This window comes from Permianibacter fluminis, assembly GCF_013179735.1.
GTDB lineage: Bacteria > Pseudomonadota > Gammaproteobacteria > Enterobacterales > Permianibacteraceae > Permianibacter > Permianibacter fluminis.
This window is the reverse complement of record NZ_JABMEG010000001.1, coordinates 2,212,208-2,229,192: the sequence shown is the minus strand read 5'-3', so window position 1 is coordinate 2,229,192 and position 16,985 is coordinate 2,212,208. Positions and strand designations below refer to the sequence as shown.

The 16,985-nt window shown below is 59.8% G+C and carries 12 protein-coding genes; 8 read left to right on the top strand and 4 right to left on the bottom strand.

What is annotated here, in order from left to right; translation table 11 throughout:
* The first annotated feature begins 51 nt into the window (after positions 1-51).
* From HPT27_RS09640 to HPT27_RS09605, 8 genes are all read left to right on the top strand, one after another.
* Positions 52-426, top strand: a complete 375-nt coding sequence (locus tag HPT27_RS09640; RefSeq protein WP_172242324.1) for a hypothetical protein — start codon at positions 52-54, stop codon at positions 424-426.
* 43 nt (positions 427-469) lie between these two features.
* Complete coding sequence (locus HPT27_RS09635; RefSeq protein ID WP_172242321.1) at positions 470-4,084, top strand: DUF6701 domain-containing protein; 3,615 nt, start codon at positions 470-472, stop codon at positions 4,082-4,084.
* A gap of 261 nt (positions 4,085-4,345) precedes the next feature.
* Positions 4,346-5,590, top strand: coding sequence for an ABC transporter substrate-binding protein (locus HPT27_RS09630; protein WP_172242318.1), 1,245 nt, complete (start codon positions 4,346-4,348; stop codon positions 5,588-5,590).
* A gap of 100 nt (positions 5,591-5,690) precedes the next feature.
* On the top strand, positions 5,691-6,752 hold the full coding sequence (locus HPT27_RS09625) for an ABC transporter ATP-binding protein (RefSeq protein ID WP_172242315.1): 1,062 nt from the start codon (positions 5,691-5,693) through the stop codon (positions 6,750-6,752).
* The gene (locus HPT27_RS09620) at positions 6,749-7,699 is read left to right on the top strand and encodes an ABC transporter permease (RefSeq protein ID WP_172242312.1); all 951 of its coding nucleotides are present in this window, start codon (positions 6,749-6,751) and stop codon (positions 7,697-7,699) included. Before HPT27_RS09625 ends, HPT27_RS09620 begins: the two co-directional genes overlap by 4 nt.
* A complete protein-coding gene (locus HPT27_RS09615) occupies positions 7,689-8,516 on the top strand; it encodes an ABC transporter permease (protein ID WP_172242309.1) in 828 nt (275 codons plus the stop codon). Before HPT27_RS09620 ends, HPT27_RS09615 begins: the two co-directional genes overlap by 11 nt.
* An 83-nt stretch (positions 8,517-8,599) precedes the next feature.
* Positions 8,600-10,024, top strand: a complete 1,425-nt coding sequence (locus tag HPT27_RS09610; protein WP_172245262.1) for a gamma-aminobutyraldehyde dehydrogenase — start codon at positions 8,600-8,602, stop codon at positions 10,022-10,024.
* A gap of 83 nt (positions 10,025-10,107) precedes the next feature.
* A complete protein-coding gene (locus HPT27_RS09605; protein WP_235950862.1) occupies positions 10,108-10,638 on the top strand; it encodes a nuclear transport factor 2 family protein in 531 nt (176 codons plus the stop codon).
* A 91-nt stretch (positions 10,639-10,729) separates the two neighbouring features.
* Here HPT27_RS09605 and HPT27_RS09600 read toward each other — a convergent pair whose 3' ends face one another.
* The 4 genes from HPT27_RS09600 to HPT27_RS09585 all read right to left on the bottom strand — a co-directional run bounded on the left by HPT27_RS09600 (position 10,730) and on the right by HPT27_RS09585 (position 16,972).
* Positions 10,730-11,284: an outer membrane beta-barrel protein gene (locus tag HPT27_RS09600; RefSeq protein WP_172242306.1), complete on the bottom strand. Its 555-nt coding sequence runs from the start codon at positions 11,282-11,284 to the stop codon at positions 10,730-10,732.
* A 191-nt stretch (positions 11,285-11,475) separates the two neighbouring features.
* On the bottom strand, positions 11,476-12,696 hold the full coding sequence (gene purT, locus HPT27_RS09595; protein ID WP_211198029.1) for a formate-dependent phosphoribosylglycinamide formyltransferase: 1,221 nt from the start codon (positions 12,694-12,696) through the stop codon (positions 11,476-11,478).
* A 43-nt stretch (positions 12,697-12,739) separates the two neighbouring features.
* Positions 12,740-15,133 (bottom strand): penicillin acylase family protein, encoded by a 2,394-nt coding sequence (locus HPT27_RS09590; protein WP_172242300.1) that lies wholly within the window; start codon positions 15,131-15,133, stop codon positions 12,740-12,742.
* A 225-nt stretch (positions 15,134-15,358) separates the two neighbouring features.
* Positions 15,359-16,972, bottom strand: a complete 1,614-nt coding sequence (locus HPT27_RS09585) for a hypothetical protein (RefSeq protein ID WP_211197920.1) — start codon at positions 16,970-16,972, stop codon at positions 15,359-15,361.
* Positions 16,973-16,985: the final 13 nt, after the last annotated feature.

The window sequence follows — 16,985 nt, the reverse complement described above, 5'->3', positions numbered from 1 at the left end:
ACGCACGCGCTGCTTCGCTGCCAAAACACGCCGCGCGGATTCTCGCTGCCATTGGCATTATTTATTTTGGTGGTGCTCGGCTTGCTGGCGGCGGTACTGTACCGGACGATCGCCATCGGCAATCTCAGCGTTGCCCAGGAGGCTTTGTCGGCGCGCGCGTTTCTCGCCGCTGACAGCGGCGCCCAGGCGGGCATGATGCGATTGTTCCCGATCAACGCCGCCGTAAGCGCTTGCACCGGCGGTGCTGGCATCAACCAGACCTTGACCGGATCCGGTTTCAACAATTGTGCCGTCAATCTGGTGTGCAGCAGTCAAGTGGTCAACGCCGACACCCATTACACCCTGACCAGCACCGCCACTTGCACGGCGGGCAACTTGCGCGCCAGTCGCGTTGTTCAGGTCGCGGCGCACAATCTGGTGAATTGAGTTGGCTAACGGGATCAAAACTGACGGAGCGTTGAGGACAGCAATGCGCGCATGGTGGGCAAAATCGGCAATCTGGATCACGCTACTGCTGGCACTATTGGTAGCGGATGACTGCTGGGCCGATGTCAGCTATGTCAACACCCGGACCAATGTCCAGACCACCGCCGTCAATAACATCGCCATCGTACCGCCGGTGAACAGTGCCGCCGGCGATTTGCTGATCACCCACATTGCCGTGCGCAGTTCCGTTACCGTGACGACGCCGAGTGGCTGGAGTGTGCTGCTGGGCCCAACAACCAACGGCAACGCGCGCTATTACGTGTTCTATCGCTTCATTCCCACTGGCGGGCTCGGCTCACAGACCTTCACGTTCTCCGGGAATTCCCGCACCGTCGCCGGCATGATCGCCTTGCGCAGTGCCGACACCGTCAATCCAATCTCCGCCTTTGGTGTAGCCAGCGGCACCGGCACCACCGCGACCGCGCCGACCCGCCCGGTTGCCAATGACGGCAGCTATGTGCTGGCGCTGTTTGCCGGCGCCGATGGCGACACCGCCTTCGTCAACGCCAGTCCAAGCAGCTCCCCCGCATGGTCGTTCAACAGTACCGGCGGCACCGCCAACGGCATTGCTGGCGCTGCGCTCTATCGCGCTGCCAATACCGGCAGCAGCGGCACGACCGCGACGTCCTACAGCAACAATGCCTGGCTGGCAGCGACGCTGATCATCAGCCCCAGTTCACAGGTTTGTTTCAGTGACAGTTTCAATCGCAGCAGCGGCCTTGGCAGTGACTGGGCCACCAGCTCCAGCAACGGCAGTTTCGGCGTGCCGGTGATCGTCAACAACCGGTTGCGAATGACCGATGCCAGCGGCAACGTTGCCACTGCTGCCACGCTGCAACGGCTGTTTCCCGCTGACGGCAACTTTGTTCAGTTGTCCTTTCTGTTGCACGATTACGGCGGCAACGGCGCCGACGGTATTGCGGTGATCTTGTCCGACGCCACGGTGACGCCGCAGCCCGGCGGTTACGGTGGCTCGCTCGGTTACGCCCAACTCACCGCGACTTCAAAGAACGGTTTTGCCGGCGGCTGGCTCGGCGTCGGTCTGGATGAGTACGGCAATTTTCTCAACACCGGTGAAGGTCGCGGCAACGGCTCCGGTACGCCGGCGGCCAGTTGCAACAACAACAGCACGCTACGACCCGACAGCGTTTCGGTGCGCGGTTCCGGCAGCGGACTCATCGGCTATCGCTGTCTCGGCGCCACCAACACGCTGAGCCCCGGTGTCGATGGCACGCCAGCCAGCGGTCACCGTTATCGCGTCACTATCGATGCCCGCAGCGACACCGCCATTCCGGTCACTATCGAACGCGATACCACCGGCGGCACCAGCTACACCACGCTGCTGAGCATTGCCGATGTCAAAAACGTCGCCAACCAGACCGCCATTCCCAATGATTTCTATTTGTCACTGACCGGTTCGACCGGCGGCTCCAACAACATCCATGAAATTGATGAGCTGTCGGTTTGTGCCACCGACCTGAATCCGGTCGGTGTGCAGATTGATCATTTCCGGTTTTTGACTGATGGCCAGGCGCTGACCTGCAATCCGGAATCGATCACCATTCAGGCTTGCCTCGACAGCAATTGCACGACCCAATACACCGGATCGACCACGGTAACGCTGACGCCGGCCAACACCTGGGGTGGTGGCAATCCGATTAGCTTTACCGGCGGCAGCACGACGTTGACGCTTGCCCAAAGCACGCCCGGCACCGTCGCGTTGAATGTCACCGCCAGCACCCCGGCACTGAAGCCGCTGGCCACCAACCGCTGCTATAACGGCGGTACGCAGATCGCCTGCAATCTGTTGTTCAGCGACAGCGGCTTTTTGATCAGTGCGCCCAATGTCACCGCCAACAAGCCGTCCGGGTTGTTCAATGTCAGTGCGGTGCGAAAAAGCGACAACGGTCTGCTGTGCGTGCCGGCATTCCAGAACGTCAGTCGGACGCTGAAGTTTTATTCGTCTTACGCCACGCCCAATACCGGTACGCAAACCGTTGCGCTGCGGCCGGCAGCGGCCGGTGGCTTCACGACGATTGCGACCGCCAGCCCCGGCACCGATATCGCGCTGGCATTCAATAATTCCGGCGTCGCGCAAATGGAATTGAAATATCCGGATGCCGGTCAGATGACGCTGAACGCCAGCTACACCGGCAGCGCTGGCACCGGTGATAGCGGCGTCGCGCTGGCCGGCGCCGGCAATTTCATTTCCCTGCCCGCCGGTTACTGCCTGCGGCCGATGCAATTGCTCAGCCCAACCACGCCCTACTCCGCTAGCTGCAATACCATCGCCAGCTGCGCGGTGTATCAGCGTGCAGGGCGCAGCTTTCCGTTGCAGGTGCAAGCAATGCAATGGGTCAGCGACAGCGAAACCGACGAGGCGTTTTGCGATAACGCGGTGACGCCAAACTTTCGCACTACCGATGCGACCACCAGCTACACGCTGGCCTCAACAATGGTCGAAGCCAGCAAGATCAGCAATGGTGTGCTCGGTGTCAGTGCATTGGCGATCAACAGCGGCGGCCAGACCACCATCGCCAATCAAACGCTGAGTGAAGTTGGCCGTTTTCGCGTTGGTGTGGCCAATACCAGCAGCTACCTCGGCGTCAATGTCGCGGCATTGAATGCCAATGCCGCCAGTCGCAGTGCAGTGTTCGGCCGTTTTGTGCCGGACGCCTTTGTCGTGACGCTGGACGACACCACCAGTTATCTGGCGGCATGCAGCGGTCAATTCACTTACGCCGGTGTCACCGATGGCGGCACGACAACCGGCAAAGCGGGTCAGCCGATTCCGCTCAATGCCAGCATTCGCGCCATCAATGCACTGAGCCCGGCTGGTACCACGCTGAACTATTCCGGCAGTGTCATTGACACCGCCGGAGTCCCCGTCAGTTACGCCCGCTTGCAAGGCGTCGGCTTGCCGCTGACCGCGACACCGGCCGCCAACGGCGTGTTCAAGCTCGCCGCGACCGACACCTATAACTTCGTCAACGGCATCAGCAGCAACGCGCTGACTACGCTGCAATACCTGTACAACCTCGGCAACACGGCTGCCAACAATGCGCCGGTCAATATTATCGCCACGCTCACCGCAACCGATGCTGACAGCACCACCGGCACCGACAGCACCGTCGCCCGGGCATTTCGGCTCGGCCGCATGGTGCTCGAAAACGCTTACGGACCGGAGCAATTGGCGTTGCCGATTCCCTTGCGACTGGAATATTTCGACGGCACCCGTTGGCAGAAAAATAGCCTCGACTCCTGCACGGATTATTTGAAAACGCGCGCCAGTCTGGTCGCCGTCAGCGGCGGCCTGAATCCGGCAGTGACCAGCATCAATCGACCCAACAGCGCTACCACTGTGGTGAGCGGCAGCGCCGCGTTGACCAGCACGCTGCAATTGAGCGCACCGAGCGATGGCAGCAGCGGTAGCATCGACATCCAATACAACGCCGCCGACTTGCCGGGCTGGTTGCAGTTCGATTGGGATAACGACGGCCAACAGGATGACGCCCCGAAAGCCCGGGCCACCTTTGGTCGCTATCGCGGCTCGGACCGGGTGATCTACTGGCGCGAACAATTGCCGGTCGTGCCCTGAGTCACACGCTCGACTGTGCCCTTCTGCTGCTCCGCAGCATGGAAATAGTGGACGGCTGCGTTGACGGCGCTGTCCGACAAGTGGTTAATATCCTCAACATTTCGGCTGGCGGCCCTGCGCCCTTCGTACCGCCGGAATGGCGTTCTGCAGTGTCGTTCTCTTTGCCCAAAAATGGCTACTTTGCCTGAGAAAAATAACGCATTCCTGCCAAAACAGTGCAGCCGATCCTGGCTGTCGGCAGCCACCCAACGGAGAATCGGTATGTCTAGTAAATTGGCACTCCCTTCTGTTCCTGGTCGTTTTTCGTTCAGTTCGGCACTGACCGCCGCGGTACTGGCAGCGTTGCTGGCGGGCTGCAGTGAAGAGCCGGCACCGGCGCCGGCGGACACCACCACGGCCGCCGTCGCCCCTGCCAGCAGCCTGCCGACTTCGGTCGGCGCCGGTGAAGGCGAAGTCGACATCCTGGCCTGGCCCGGCTACATCGAACGCGGCGAAACCGACAAGGCCTATGACTGGGTCACCGCCTTCGAAACCCAGAGCAGCTGCAAAGTGAATATCAAAACCGCCGGCTCGTCCGACGAAATGGTGTCGCTGATGAATCAGGGCGGGTTTGATTTGGTCACCGCGTCCGGTGATGCCAGTCTGCGGCTGATTGCCGGCAAGAAAGTCCAGCCGGTCAATATCGACTTGATTCCGTCCTATAAAAATATCGATCCGCGTTTGCAGAATGCGCCGTGGCACACCGTGGATGGTCAGCATTACGGCGCGCCGTATCAATGGGGCCCGAACGTGCTGATGTACAACAGCAGCGTGTTCAAAACGCCGCCGACCAGCTGGAGCGTGGTGTTCGAGCCGCAAAATCTGCCCGATGGCAAACCGAACAAAGGCCGCGTGCAGGCCTTTGACGGCCCGATCCATATCGCCGATGCGGCGCTGTATCTGATGCACAAGAATCCGGCGCTCGGCATTGTTGATCCGTATGAACTGACCGAAGCGCAATACAACGAAGCGCTGGCTCTGCTGCGTCAGCAAAAGCAGCTGGTGCATCGCTACTGGCACGACGCCACCTTGCAAGTGCAGGACTTCACCAACGAAGGCGTGGTCGCTTCCGGTTCGTGGCCGTATCAGGTCAACACGCTGAAAGCCAACGGCCAAACCATCGCATCAGTCGTGCCGCAGGAAGGAGCTACCGGTTGGGCTGACACCACCATGCTGCATGCCGAGGCCAAGCACCCGAACTGCGCTTATATGTGGTTGGAGTGGTCGCTGAATCCGAAAGTACAGGGTGATGTTTCGGCCTGGTTCGGTTCGTTGCCGGCCGTGCCGGCGGCCTGCGATGCCAGCGAATTGCTCGGCAAAGATGGTTGCAAGACCAATGGCATGGATCAGTTTGACCAGATCAGATTCTGGCGCACACCGGTCAAAGCCTGCGTGTCACAGAACGGCAATTGTGTGCCCTACGCGCAGTGGAGCACGGACTATATCGCCATCATGAGCGGTCGCTAGCCCGCGCCTGAACGCTGTTACGCCCTCGCGCTATGCCTCGATAGCGCGAGGGCGTTTTTTCACGCCTATTCACCTGCACACACACAAAGAAAAATGACTTATGACGACCGCGATTGAGTTTCATGGCGTTGTTCGCCAATTTGGCGATGTCCGCGCTGTGGACAACGTGTCCTTTGCCGTTCGCGAAGGCGAATTCTTTTCCATGCTGGGTCCTTCTGGTTCCGGCAAGACCACCTGCCTGCGCCTGGTGGCGGGTTTCGAATTGCCTGACAGTGGCCAGATCGTCATTGCCGGCAAAGATGTCTCCGGCGTGCCGCCGTATCAGCGAAACGTCAATACCGTGTTTCAGGATTACGCGCTGTTTCCGCATCTGTCGATCCTCGACAACGTCGCTTACGGTCTGATGGTCAAGGGCGTCAATCGGCGCGAGCGCGAGCAGCGCGCGCAGGCCATGCTGAAAACCGTGCAGCTCGAACACGTTGCCAGCCGCAAACCGGGCCAACTGTCCGGCGGTCAACGCCAGCGCATCGCGCTCGCCCGCGCGCTGATCAACGAGCCACAAGTGCTGCTGCTCGATGAGCCGCTCGGCGCGCTTGATCTGAAATTGCGCGAACAGATGCAAGGCGAGCTGAAAGCCCTGCAACGAAAACTCGGCATCACCTTTGTTTACGTCACCCATGATCAGCAAGAAGCTCTCGGCATGTCGGATCGGGTGGCGGTATTCAACCAGGGCCGGATCGAACAGCTGGCACCGCCGCAACAGCTGTACGCCGAACCGGGCACGCCATTCGTTGCCCAATTTGTCGGCACGGCGAATGTCCTGCACGGCGCGATGGCCGAGCAGTTGCTCGGCCGCGCTGGCCATTTTGCGCTGCGACCGGAGCGCATCCGAATCGGCGAAGGCAGCAGCGACGATTTGCGCTGGCAAGGCGACATCATCGACCGACAATTTCACGGCGCCAGCAGTCGCTACACGGTGCGGGTACAACAGCATGAACTCGTTGTCGTGGTCGGCGCCAACGAGGATGCCCAATTCGCGGTGGGAGCCAAAGTCGCGCTGAGCGTGCCGTTCTCGGCCCTGCATGCGCTGGATGCTGGCGTCACCGCGAATACTGGGGCGACCCATAAAGAAAAAGACAGCACGGGGAAGGCCAGCACATGAGCACGCTCGTGTTACCGGCCCCGTCGGCTTGGGCCAGACTGCGGCAAGCGCTGTCAACCGCGCTGTATCGCCGCCGCAATCTGTATTTATTGCTGTTGCTGTTGCCGCCGCTGCTCTGGTTCGGCATCGTCTATCTCGGTTCACTGTTCGCGCTGCTGATGCAGAGCTTTTACGCGCTCGATGATTTCAGCGGTCAGGTTGTCCCGCAGTTCACGCTGTCAACCTGGCGCGATCTGCTCAGCTCGCCGGCCAATCTCGATATCGTACTGCGCACGGCAAGCATGGCCTTGGCCGTGACCATTGCCTGCGCGCTGATGGCGTTTCCGATCGCTTATTACATGGCGCGCTATGCCAGCGGCAAAGTGAAAGCCTTCTTCTACCTCGCCATCATGTTGCCGCTGTGGGCCAATTATCTGGTCCGGGTTTATGCCTGGAAAATCATTCTGGCAAAGGAAGGCGTGATCGCCTGGACGGCGCAGCAACTGGGTCTGGATGGTTTGTTGCAAGCGCTGCTGGCCACACCCGGCATTGGTGGCCAGACGCTTTCCACGTCCTACTTCGGCATGTTTCTGGTGTTCAGCTACCTCTGGTTGCCGTACATGATTCTGCCGATTCAGGCCGCACTGGAGCGGGTGCCGGAATCGCTGCTGCATGCCAGTGCCGATCTCGGTGCAACACCAGCGCAAACTTTCCGCACGGTGCTGCTGCCGCTGGCACTGCCGGGCGTGATTGCTGGCTCCATTTTCACGTTCTCGCTGACGCTCGGTGATTACGTGGTGCCGTATCTGGTCGGTACATCAGCCTTTTTTATTGGTCAGGCGGTCTATGTGCTGCAAGGAGCCAGCGGCAACATTCCGCTCGCCGCGGCGTTCTCGGTATTGCCGGTCGTGATCATTGCCGTGTACTTGGTTATCGCCAAGCGAATGGGAGCTTTCGATGCGCTCTAAATCCGCTGCCCTCAACCGAAAAAAAGCACCGTGGCTGCTGAAGATCACCGCCGCTGGTGGCTTGCTGTTTCTGCATCTGCCGCTGGCGTTGATCGTGCTGTATGCCTTTTCCACTGACGACAAGAGCTACCGGTTTCCGTTGCCCGGCTACACGCTGGATTGGTTCAGCGTTGCCGCGCAGCGGCCGGATGTCTGGGCCGCACTGCTGCTGTCGGTGAAAGTGGCCGCCATCGCCACGTTCATGGCGATTGTGCTCGGCAGCCTCGCCGCCGCGGCGATGGCACGCAGCCGTTTTTTTGGCAAGGAAACCATCACGCTGCTGCTGATCCTGCCCATCGCGCTGCCCGGCGTGGTGACCGGCATCGCGCTGCGCTCGGCCATCGCGGTAACCGATATTCCGTTCAGCTTCTGGACCATCGTGATTGGTCACGCCACCTTTTGCGTGGTCGTGGTGTACAACAATGTGGTGGCGCGCCTGCGCCGCAGTTCACCGGCGCTATTGGAAGCCTCGATGGATCTGGGCGCTGACGGCTTTCAGACCTTCCGCTATGTGTTGCTGCCGCAGATCGCCACTGCCTTGCTGGCGGGCGGCATGCTGGCGTTTGCCTTGTCGTTCGATGAAGTGATCGTCACCACATTTACCGCCGGCCACGAACAAACCTTGCCGATCTGGATGCTCAATGAGCTGGTGCGACCGCGCAATCGGCCGGTGACCAATGTGGTGGCGGTATTTGTCATGCTGCTAACGTTTATTCCGATTCTGCTTGCCTACCGGCTGACCCGTGACACCGATGCGGTTGCCGGTAGCGGGAAATAGACCGACTTTCATCGCCATTCCACTTGTTACAACAGAAAACTTGCTACAACAGAACAATCGAGGAGAACCTCATGAGCGCGCAAATGCAAACCAAAATGCTGATCAACGGTCAGCTGCAAGCAGGCACCGGTGAAGCACTCGCGGTACTGAATCCCGCCACGGGTGACGTGCTGGTCAAAATCGCCGAAGCCGGCACCGAGCAAATTCAACAGGCAGTGAACGCGGCCTCAGCGGCGTTTCCGGGCTGGTCACGGACAACGCCGAAAGATCGGGCGACAGTACTGCTGGCAATTGCCGACCGCGTCGAGCAGCACGGTGATGAACTGGCCAAACTGGAATCGCTGAACTGCGGCAAACCGTATCCGGCGGCACGCAATGACGAAATTCCGGCCATTGCCGATGTGTTCCGTTTTTTTGCCGGTGCTACCCGCTGCCTGCACGGCTCCGCCGCCAATGAGTTTCTGCCGGGTCACACCAGCATGATTCGGCGCGATCCGCTCGGCGTCATTGCCTCGATTGCGCCGTGGAATTATCCGCTGATGATGGCCGCGTGGAAGCTCGGACCGGCGCTTGCGGCCGGCAACACGGTCGTGATCAAACCATCAGAAATCACGCCGCTGACCACTCTGCGATTTGCCGAACTGATTGCCGACCTGCTACCGGCCGGCGTCTTGAATGTGGTTCACGGTCGGGGTCATAGCGTTGGCGCGCCGCTGGTGGAATCCAACCCGGTGCGGATGATTTCACTGACCGGTTCCATTGCCACCGGCCAGAAAATGCTGGAAGTGGCAGCGCGCACCTTGAAACGCACACATCTGGAGCTGGGCGGCAAAGCGCCGGTGATTGTGTTCGACGACGCCAATCTTGACGAAGTGGTCGCCGGTATTCGCACCTTCGGTTTCTACAACGCCGGCCAGGATTGCACTGCCGCCTGTCGCATTTATGCCCACAGCAAGATCTACGACAAACTGGTTGCCGACCTGAGCAGCGCCGTGGCAACGATACAGATGGGCAGCCAGGAGCAAGCCGGTGTCGAGCTCGGCCCGCTGGTCTCCGCAGCACAGCGTGATCGAGTCGCGGGTTTTATTGAGCGCGCATCCAGCCAAAAACACATCGAGATTGCCACCGGCGGCAAAGTTGGCAGCGGCAGTGGTTTCTTCTTTCAGCCAACGGTTGTTGCCGGCGCCAGGCAAACGGATGAGATCGTCCGCAAGGAAGTGTTCGGTCCGGTGGTTTCAGTCACCCGTTTTGACGACACCGAACAAGCGATCGGCTGGGCCAATGACAGCGACTACGGACTCGCCTCGTCAGTGTGGACTGGCAACGTCGGCCGCGCCATGAAAGTGTCGGCCGAGTTGCAATACGGCTGCACCTGGGTCAACACCCATTTCATGCTGGTCAGTGAAATGCCACATGGTGGCTTGAAGCAATCCGGTTACGGCAAGGACATGTCGATGTACGGACTTGAGGATTACACCGCCGTTCGTCATGTGATGATCAAGCATTGATGGTGAGTTGAAAATGAGTGCCGGGCAGATCGCGGTTTGGTGATTAATAAAAACGGTAGCGCAGCAACGGAGGCAACAGCATCATGAAAAAACAGGTCATGGGTTTCGTCATGGCGGCCAGTCTGGTGTTGGCCGCTTGCGGTCAGTCAACACCTCCGGCCGAAACGGCGCCGGTGGCGGAAGCAGCCAAAGCGCCGGCGGTGGATCCGGTCAAAGTGATTGACGACTATATGGCGGCGTGGAATAGCCACAATGCCGACGCAGCTGCCAGCCATTTCGCTGACAACGTGACCTATCTGGATGCCTCGGTCGGTACACCACAGCAAGGTCGTGATGCCGCTCGCGACAACGTCATCAAGGTGTTCATGACCGCAGTGCCGGATTGTCATTGGGTGCGTAATGGCGCGCCGATTGTCAGCGCGGACGGCATTGCCTTTGAGTGGACATTCTCCGGCACCAATACCGGCGCCTGGGGTCCGGACACGCCCGCCACCGGCAAGAGTTTCAGCTTCAACGGCGTCAGCTTCATTCGCCTGCAAGGCGACAAAATTGCCTATCAAGGCGACTACTATGACGCGCTGAACTTCAACAAGCAGATGGGCTGGCTGCAGTAAGTGGCCGGGTAAAATAACCCGCCATGAAAAAGGCCAGCGTTTTCGCTGGCCTTTTTTTCTGCCCCGGCATGGCCGGATCAGCTGCTGCCGATCAGAACGCGACGCGGACGTACAAAGCGGTCGTGTCGACATCGCCGGTGGTCAGTGAGACACCAGCCGAGATCTGGCTGTTGAAGTGATAGGCACCGTAGACATTGAACAGCATGTCGAAATCAAACGCGTCTTCATAGGTCACACCGGCACCCAGCTCAACCTCCTTGTTCAGCAACGAACGAATGCCGGCAGTCAGCATGATGCCTTCGTCGCTGTCATCACCATCCAGCGAAAAATTCTTGAAATCGTAGCTGACGATACCGCCACCGAAATTCAGATCGGTGTAAGTGCCGATTGGCATCTTGTAAGCCGCGCCCACGGCGAAGCGGTCGGCATCGACACCACGGTCATCGATACTGGCGTATTGACCGAAAGCGAAGAATTCCTTGTTCAGATCAATGCTCGCGGCCAGACCGAAGCCATCCAGCTCGGCATTGCTGCCGTCCAGCTCGGACTCTTGCCATTGACCTTGCAGGTAGTTGTAGTTCGGGCCAGCCGCAAACGTGGCGGAGCTGGCAGCCAGAATGGCGGTAGCAAGGAAAATCTTCTTCATGATTATCTCCATAAACGTCACCCCCAATGGGAGGCCAAGCGGCGGGCATTGTGCCGCAAAGGACTGAACGAAAACTGAATCCATCGCACAAGATGGCGGAAGACAGGGCTGCAATTGGCTGTTTTTCAACCAGTTTGCCGCCCGTGCTCGTGCGCATAGTGGCGGCACCATAGCATTGACGCAGCCGCGATCTAGCGTTTGCTCGGTAACGAGACGTTACGAACGGCCGTGCCCTCAATCTGAACCGCGGTCGCGGCGGCCACCGCCTTGTCGCGGGCCTGCTGCAGGCTCTCGCCGCGCGCCAGTCCCACCCCCATCCGGCGCTTGCCATGCACGGCTGGCTTGCCGAACAAGCGCAGCTGGGTATCGGGCTCGGCCAGCGCGGCATCGACGCCAGTAAAGCAGACCGATTCACTGTCGCCTTCCAGCAGCAGCGCACAGGATGCTGACGGACCCAGCTGGCGAATCAGCGGAATCGGCAAACCGAGAATGGCGCGCGCATGCAAGGCAAATTCGGACAAATCTTGCGAAATGAGTGTCACCAAACCGGTGTCATGCGGACGCGGACTGACTTCGCTGAAAATCGCCTGCTCGCCTTTGATGAACAGTTCAACCCCAAACAAACCATAACCGCCCAAGGCATCGGTGACGGTGCGGGCGATATGCTCGCTGTGCGCCAGCGCCACCGGATGCATCGGTTGCGGTTGCCAGGATTCGCGGTAGTCGCCATCAATCTGGACGTGACCAATCGGCGCGCAGAATTGCGTGCCTTGACGCGTGCGCACCGTCAGCAGCGTGATTTCATAATCGAAATCGACAAAGCCTTCGACGATGACCCGGCCTTTGCCAGCACGACCACCTTCCTGAGCATAATGCCAGGCGTTGTCGATATCGGCACTGCTGCGCACCACGCTCTGGCCTTTGCCGGAACTGCTCATGATCGGCTTGACCACGCAAGGCATACCAATCGCAGCGATGGCGGCGCGAAAATTGTCGAGATCATCAGCGAAGCGATAGGGCGACGTTGTCAACTGCAATTCTTCGGCCGCCAAGCGACGAATGCCTTCGCGGTTCATGGTCAACTTGGCCGCGCGCGCGGTCGGCACCACGGTATAGCCTTCACGCTCCAGCTCAACCAGGGTATCGGTCGCAATGGCTTCGATTTCCGGCACGATCAGGTGCGGTTTTTCCTGCTCGATGACAGCGCGCAGCGCAGCACCATCGAGCATGTTGATCACATGATGGCGATGGGCAACCTGCATGCCCGGCGCATTGGCATAGCGGTCGACCACAATCACTTCGCAGCCGAACCGTTGCAATTCGATCACGACTTCCTTGCCAAGCTCACCACCGCCCAACATCAGCACCCGGCGCGCCGTTGCGGTCAGGGGAGTTCCAATTGCTATCGACATCATTTGCGCTCACTCTCTGCAAAAAAATTGCTACTGAAAGCCATCACGGCCGCATTCCGATTTCCGGCTGCAGCACCAGGGTGTGCACGGGCTCGCCCGGCAACAACGGTGTTGGCTGGCCTTTTACCCAGGCCTCATGACCTGACAGATAAAACGGCGACAGCGGGTGACCGCTCTGGCCACCGGGCATGTGGAACAGGCCATTGGCCTCATGGCCCGGCGACACGATCATTCGCTCGGATGATCCAAACGCTGGCGCTTGCACACGCGGCATATTGGCATCACCCGGCAACGGCTCAGCCGGAGCATCCAGATAGCGGCCAACCAAGGGGACAAACCGGCTCAACGGATGGCGAATCGCGGCGGTATTCTTGTCGCCCCAATCGCGCTCGGTCAGCGCATGGCCGTTTGCGGTCAGGCCACCAAGCAAGGCATCCACAACGGCCAGCTCGAAGTCGTGCCAATTGGCGTAGCCCTGCGGCAAAAATTGCGGCGGTTGTTGTTGCAACACCTGCCAGACCAACCCTTCCCAATGATTGGACAATGCCGAGGGTTTGAGCTCGGGGTTGATCGCGTAAAGCTCATGCAACCAGGCTCGATAGAGCGCATCGCGCAGCAGATAACGGAACCCCCGCACCAACCGGTAATCCACACTGTCTGCCGTTGCCCTGCCCCGCCACTTGGCAATTTGCTCGCGGGCCTCGGCCCGTAGCGGATGGCCCTGCACTGCCGCGTCATCAAGCACGGTCAGCAGGTGTTGCTGCCAGCGATCGAGCACTGGCGCCCGATCATCCAACGCCACGTCGAGCAGATCGGTTTCGGAGAATTGCTGCCGCGATCGCAAGTCATCGCGAATCTGTTTGGCGCGCGCACCAAAATCATAACCACCATCGCCCAGCACGTTCAGGGCATCGCCGCTGACCACGCGGGCATTGGCAGTCCAGATCCGGCCATCCAGCGGGTTCAACACTTCCGGATATTCATCGGGCTCGCGGTAGCCGTCCCAGCGATAGCCGCCGCTGGCCCAGGACACCGGTTCTGTGCCGGAAAAACCGATCCGGCGCGGAATGGCGCCGATGATGGTCCAGCCGATGTTGCCATCGCGATCCGCTGCGACAAAATTCTGCGATGGCACGCGCGCCTGCTTCGCCAATTGCAACGCCTGCAACACATTCTGACTGCGCTCGATTTCGAGCAGACCAAAGTTGACCGCTTGTGTCGTGTCATGTGCAACCCAGCGGAACGCGTAGCGCTTGCCATCTGCGTCGGTATGAATCACAGGGCCCCACATCGTCTCTTCAATGGTCAGCGCAACCGGCTGCTCGCCTTTGACAGCGATCGTTTCTTTGACGATTGCCAGCTCGTGCAAACCCTCGGGCGTTTGGTAATGCGCCGGGTCTGGTTGCTCCAGACTGATCACGTCGCTGTAATCGCCGTAGCTATTGGTGAAGCCCCAGGCAACTTGGCCATTGCTGCCGACGATCATCATCGGGGTGCCGGGCAGGCTGACGCCGACCACATCACGCTCGCCCTCTGCGCTGCCGTATTGCAGACGGGTACGGAACCAGATATTCGGCACCTGCAAACCCAGATGCATGTCATTTTCCAGCATCGCAGCGCCGTTGTGGGTCAGCTGGCCGGCCACCGCCCAATTATTGCTGCCCGGAAACACCGCATCGGGACGCTGCGCATCCCAGATCGGCGTATCCAGTCTGGCTTGCCAATTGGCCAACGAGGCCGCGTCCGGCAGTGGCGAGGCTTGCAGCGCCTCGCCAAAAAGTGGCGCATCCCAGTCACTGCCCGGCGCCCGCAAAAAGTTATACAGCGCGGCCGGCAAATGTTGCTTTGCCTGCAAACGCGTCAGCTCCACCTCGCCATCGGAGGCTTGCAGCGTCAGGTACATGGCGTAAGCGGCGAGAATGGTGTCGGCGGCTTGCCAACGCTGCGGCGTGCTGGCCAGCAGGAAATACTCAAACGGCTTTTCGGCCAACGTGTCGAGGCCGGCATTCACGCCATCAACATAGGCATTGAGAATCGGCAACTGATCCGGCGGCAAGCTGGCGACAATCTGTTCGGCGCGCCAGCGCAAGCGATGCCGGCGCACCGATTTATCGACATCCAACGCCGCTTTGCCGACCAGCGCCGACAATTCGCCCGCCGCGCGCCGACGCAGCAAATCCATCTGGAAGAAGCGCTCCTGAGCATGAACAAAGCCCAGTGCCCGGGCGACATCGACCCGATCGCGACCACGCAGTGTTGCCGTGCCAAGCGCGTCGCGGCTGATGCTGACTTCGGCCTGCAAGCCCTTGACCGGCAAGCGGCCATCGAGCAAGGGCAGACTGGCGTCGAGCTGCCAATACGCCCAAAGCAGGGCCGCGCCGGCCAGGACCAGAATCAACAGGGAAGACAGCAGGAACGGTCGCAACAGACGCTTCATGACAGGCGGACGCCGAGATTTTCAGGTGCGACAGGATAGCAATCCCGCGGCCCCCTGCGCAGCCTCAGCTTCGCTGCGCCATAGGCAAAAAAAACCGCACCGGTGTTGCCGGTGCGGTGTGCTACCCCAAGGTACTGCAACAACTTCAAGACTGCCAACGCAAACCCAGTACCAGACTGACCCGTGCCGGTACTGCGCTGACGCTGGCCGATTTTACGCTAACGCTTATATGGTCCCGCTGACGATCGGCTGGAACGCAACCAGAGCGTCCCGGACAGCGCCGCTACCCAGACCGGAACCCGGGAACAGCGCATCAAACCGGCCCAGCTCATCATGCAAAGCCAGATAGTTCAAGGCAACGGTTTCCACCAGCAGATTGACGTTGTTGCCGGCCGGGCTCGACGAGGTTTCGACATCGCCGCTGTCACGGAAATAGCCGATCTGCTGGCTTTGCGCCTGCGCCGCCGGCGTCGCCCCCATCAGCTGCGGCTTGCCGTTCGGGTTGTACACCAGGAAGAACGTCGCGGCAGTGGACTGGTTGTCGCCGGTCCATTGGCCCTTGCCACGGCCCTCTTCAGAGTTGTCGACCATGCCGTTGGACGCCAGCGCACCATCGCTGAACACATAGAGCATCAACGGCAATTGCTTGCGATGCGCATATTCCAAACAGGCGCCCATGCAGACGCCGGCGCGGAAATCGCGCAGCTCGCCGGTCGAGCGATCGCCAGTGTGGTAATCGAAACCGCCCATCGTGACGGTACCGGCACCGGCATAACCATTGATCACCAGTTTCATGATCGAAGCCGTTTTGCGGAACTCGCCGTCGGTAAATTGCTGCGGCGTGAAAATACCGCCGACAATATCCGAATCCAGTTCGACGTTCAGCTCGGCCGGGTTGCCAAAGCGGTCATACAAGGCCGCGCTTTTCAAATAGCCGCAGCGAACCAGATCCTTGACCACGGCATCGGTCAGTGCCTGACCAGAAGTCGGCAGGCCAGTGCTGACGTTTGCCATCTTCTTGTCGGTGACCCGATAGATTGATTCCATCACCGCGACCGCATCAGCCTGGGTGCCACCCAAGGCACTCAGATCGCCTGCGTCGACCAGACCAAGCACATCACTCGGCCGATCAATCTTGGTCGGGCGCTTGGTCGAATCGATCATCGCCAATGGCGCCATCGAGTTGCCGCCGGAATCCGAACTCTGCGAACCAATCAGCGTCAGCAGTTGGCCATCAGCCCCGATCTTGTTGATCGCGTACATCGGATTGTGCGGATTGTTGCCGGTGTCGTTTTCCGAGCGGGCAGCAATAACAGCACCGTTAATCAACAACGCCGCTTCGTCACTCAATACCGTCTTGATACCGCGCAGAAAAGCGCTGTCCCTATGGAAAGACAGACCGAGCGAGCTGTCGATATGATCGACACCTTGTGCATCCGCCACCGGCGGAATCATGTCGCCAGGAATGCCCAGTTTGCTGTATCCGGCAGTCGACAGAAAATCGAGCTGGCCACCTTGCTTGCCGACCAACACGTTGGAACCGGCTATGTTGGCGCCACCGGCCAAGTCGAAGCAAATAAACGGAATCTTGCCGGCACCCGCCGTGCGAATACCGCAATCATCCAGCAGCGCCGTCAAATCCGGCGACAAGGCCGCTTGCGCGGTGCGGTTGCCGAGCAAACCTAGCAAGCCACTACCCATTACCGCGGCGCCACCAGTCATCAGGCCCTGACGAATGAAGTCGCGACGGGTTTTCGGCGCGGCGTGATCAGCAAACAACAGCGGTGCATCAGGTTGCAGATGCTGCATGCGTTTGCTCGAGCGAATGCGTTTGGTCATGTTGGCAACTCCC

Coding starts and splice junctions, on each gene's coding strand:
- HPT27_RS09605 (WP_235950862.1), top strand. CDS start 10,108: ATGAAAAAACAGGTCATGGGTTTCGTCATGGCGGCCAGTCTGGTGTTG.
- HPT27_RS09625 (WP_172242315.1), top strand. CDS start 5,691: ATGACGACCGCGATTGAGTTTCATGGCGTTGTTCGCCAATTTGGCGAT.
- HPT27_RS09635 (WP_172242321.1), top strand. CDS start 470: ATGCGCGCATGGTGGGCAAAATCGGCAATCTGGATCACGCTACTGCTG.
- purT (WP_211198029.1), bottom strand. CDS start 12,696: ATGTCGATAGCAATTGGAACTCCCCTGACCGCAACGGCGCGCCGGGTG.
- HPT27_RS09590 (WP_172242300.1), bottom strand. CDS start 15,133: ATGAAGCGTCTGTTGCGACCGTTCCTGCTGTCTTCCCTGTTGATTCTG.
- HPT27_RS09600 (WP_172242306.1), bottom strand. CDS start 11,284: ATGAAGAAGATTTTCCTTGCTACCGCCATTCTGGCTGCCAGCTCCGCC.
- HPT27_RS09610 (WP_172245262.1), top strand. CDS start 8,600: ATGCAAACCAAAATGCTGATCAACGGTCAGCTGCAAGCAGGCACCGGT.
- HPT27_RS09585 (WP_211197920.1), bottom strand. CDS start 16,972: ATGACCAAACGCATTCGCTCGAGCAAACGCATGCAGCATCTGCAACCT.
- HPT27_RS09630 (WP_172242318.1), top strand. CDS start 4,346: ATGTCTAGTAAATTGGCACTCCCTTCTGTTCCTGGTCGTTTTTCGTTC.
- HPT27_RS09615 (WP_172242309.1), top strand. CDS start 7,689: ATGCGCTCTAAATCCGCTGCCCTCAACCGAAAAAAAGCACCGTGGCTG.
- HPT27_RS09620 (WP_172242312.1), top strand. CDS start 6,749: ATGAGCACGCTCGTGTTACCGGCCCCGTCGGCTTGGGCCAGACTGCGG.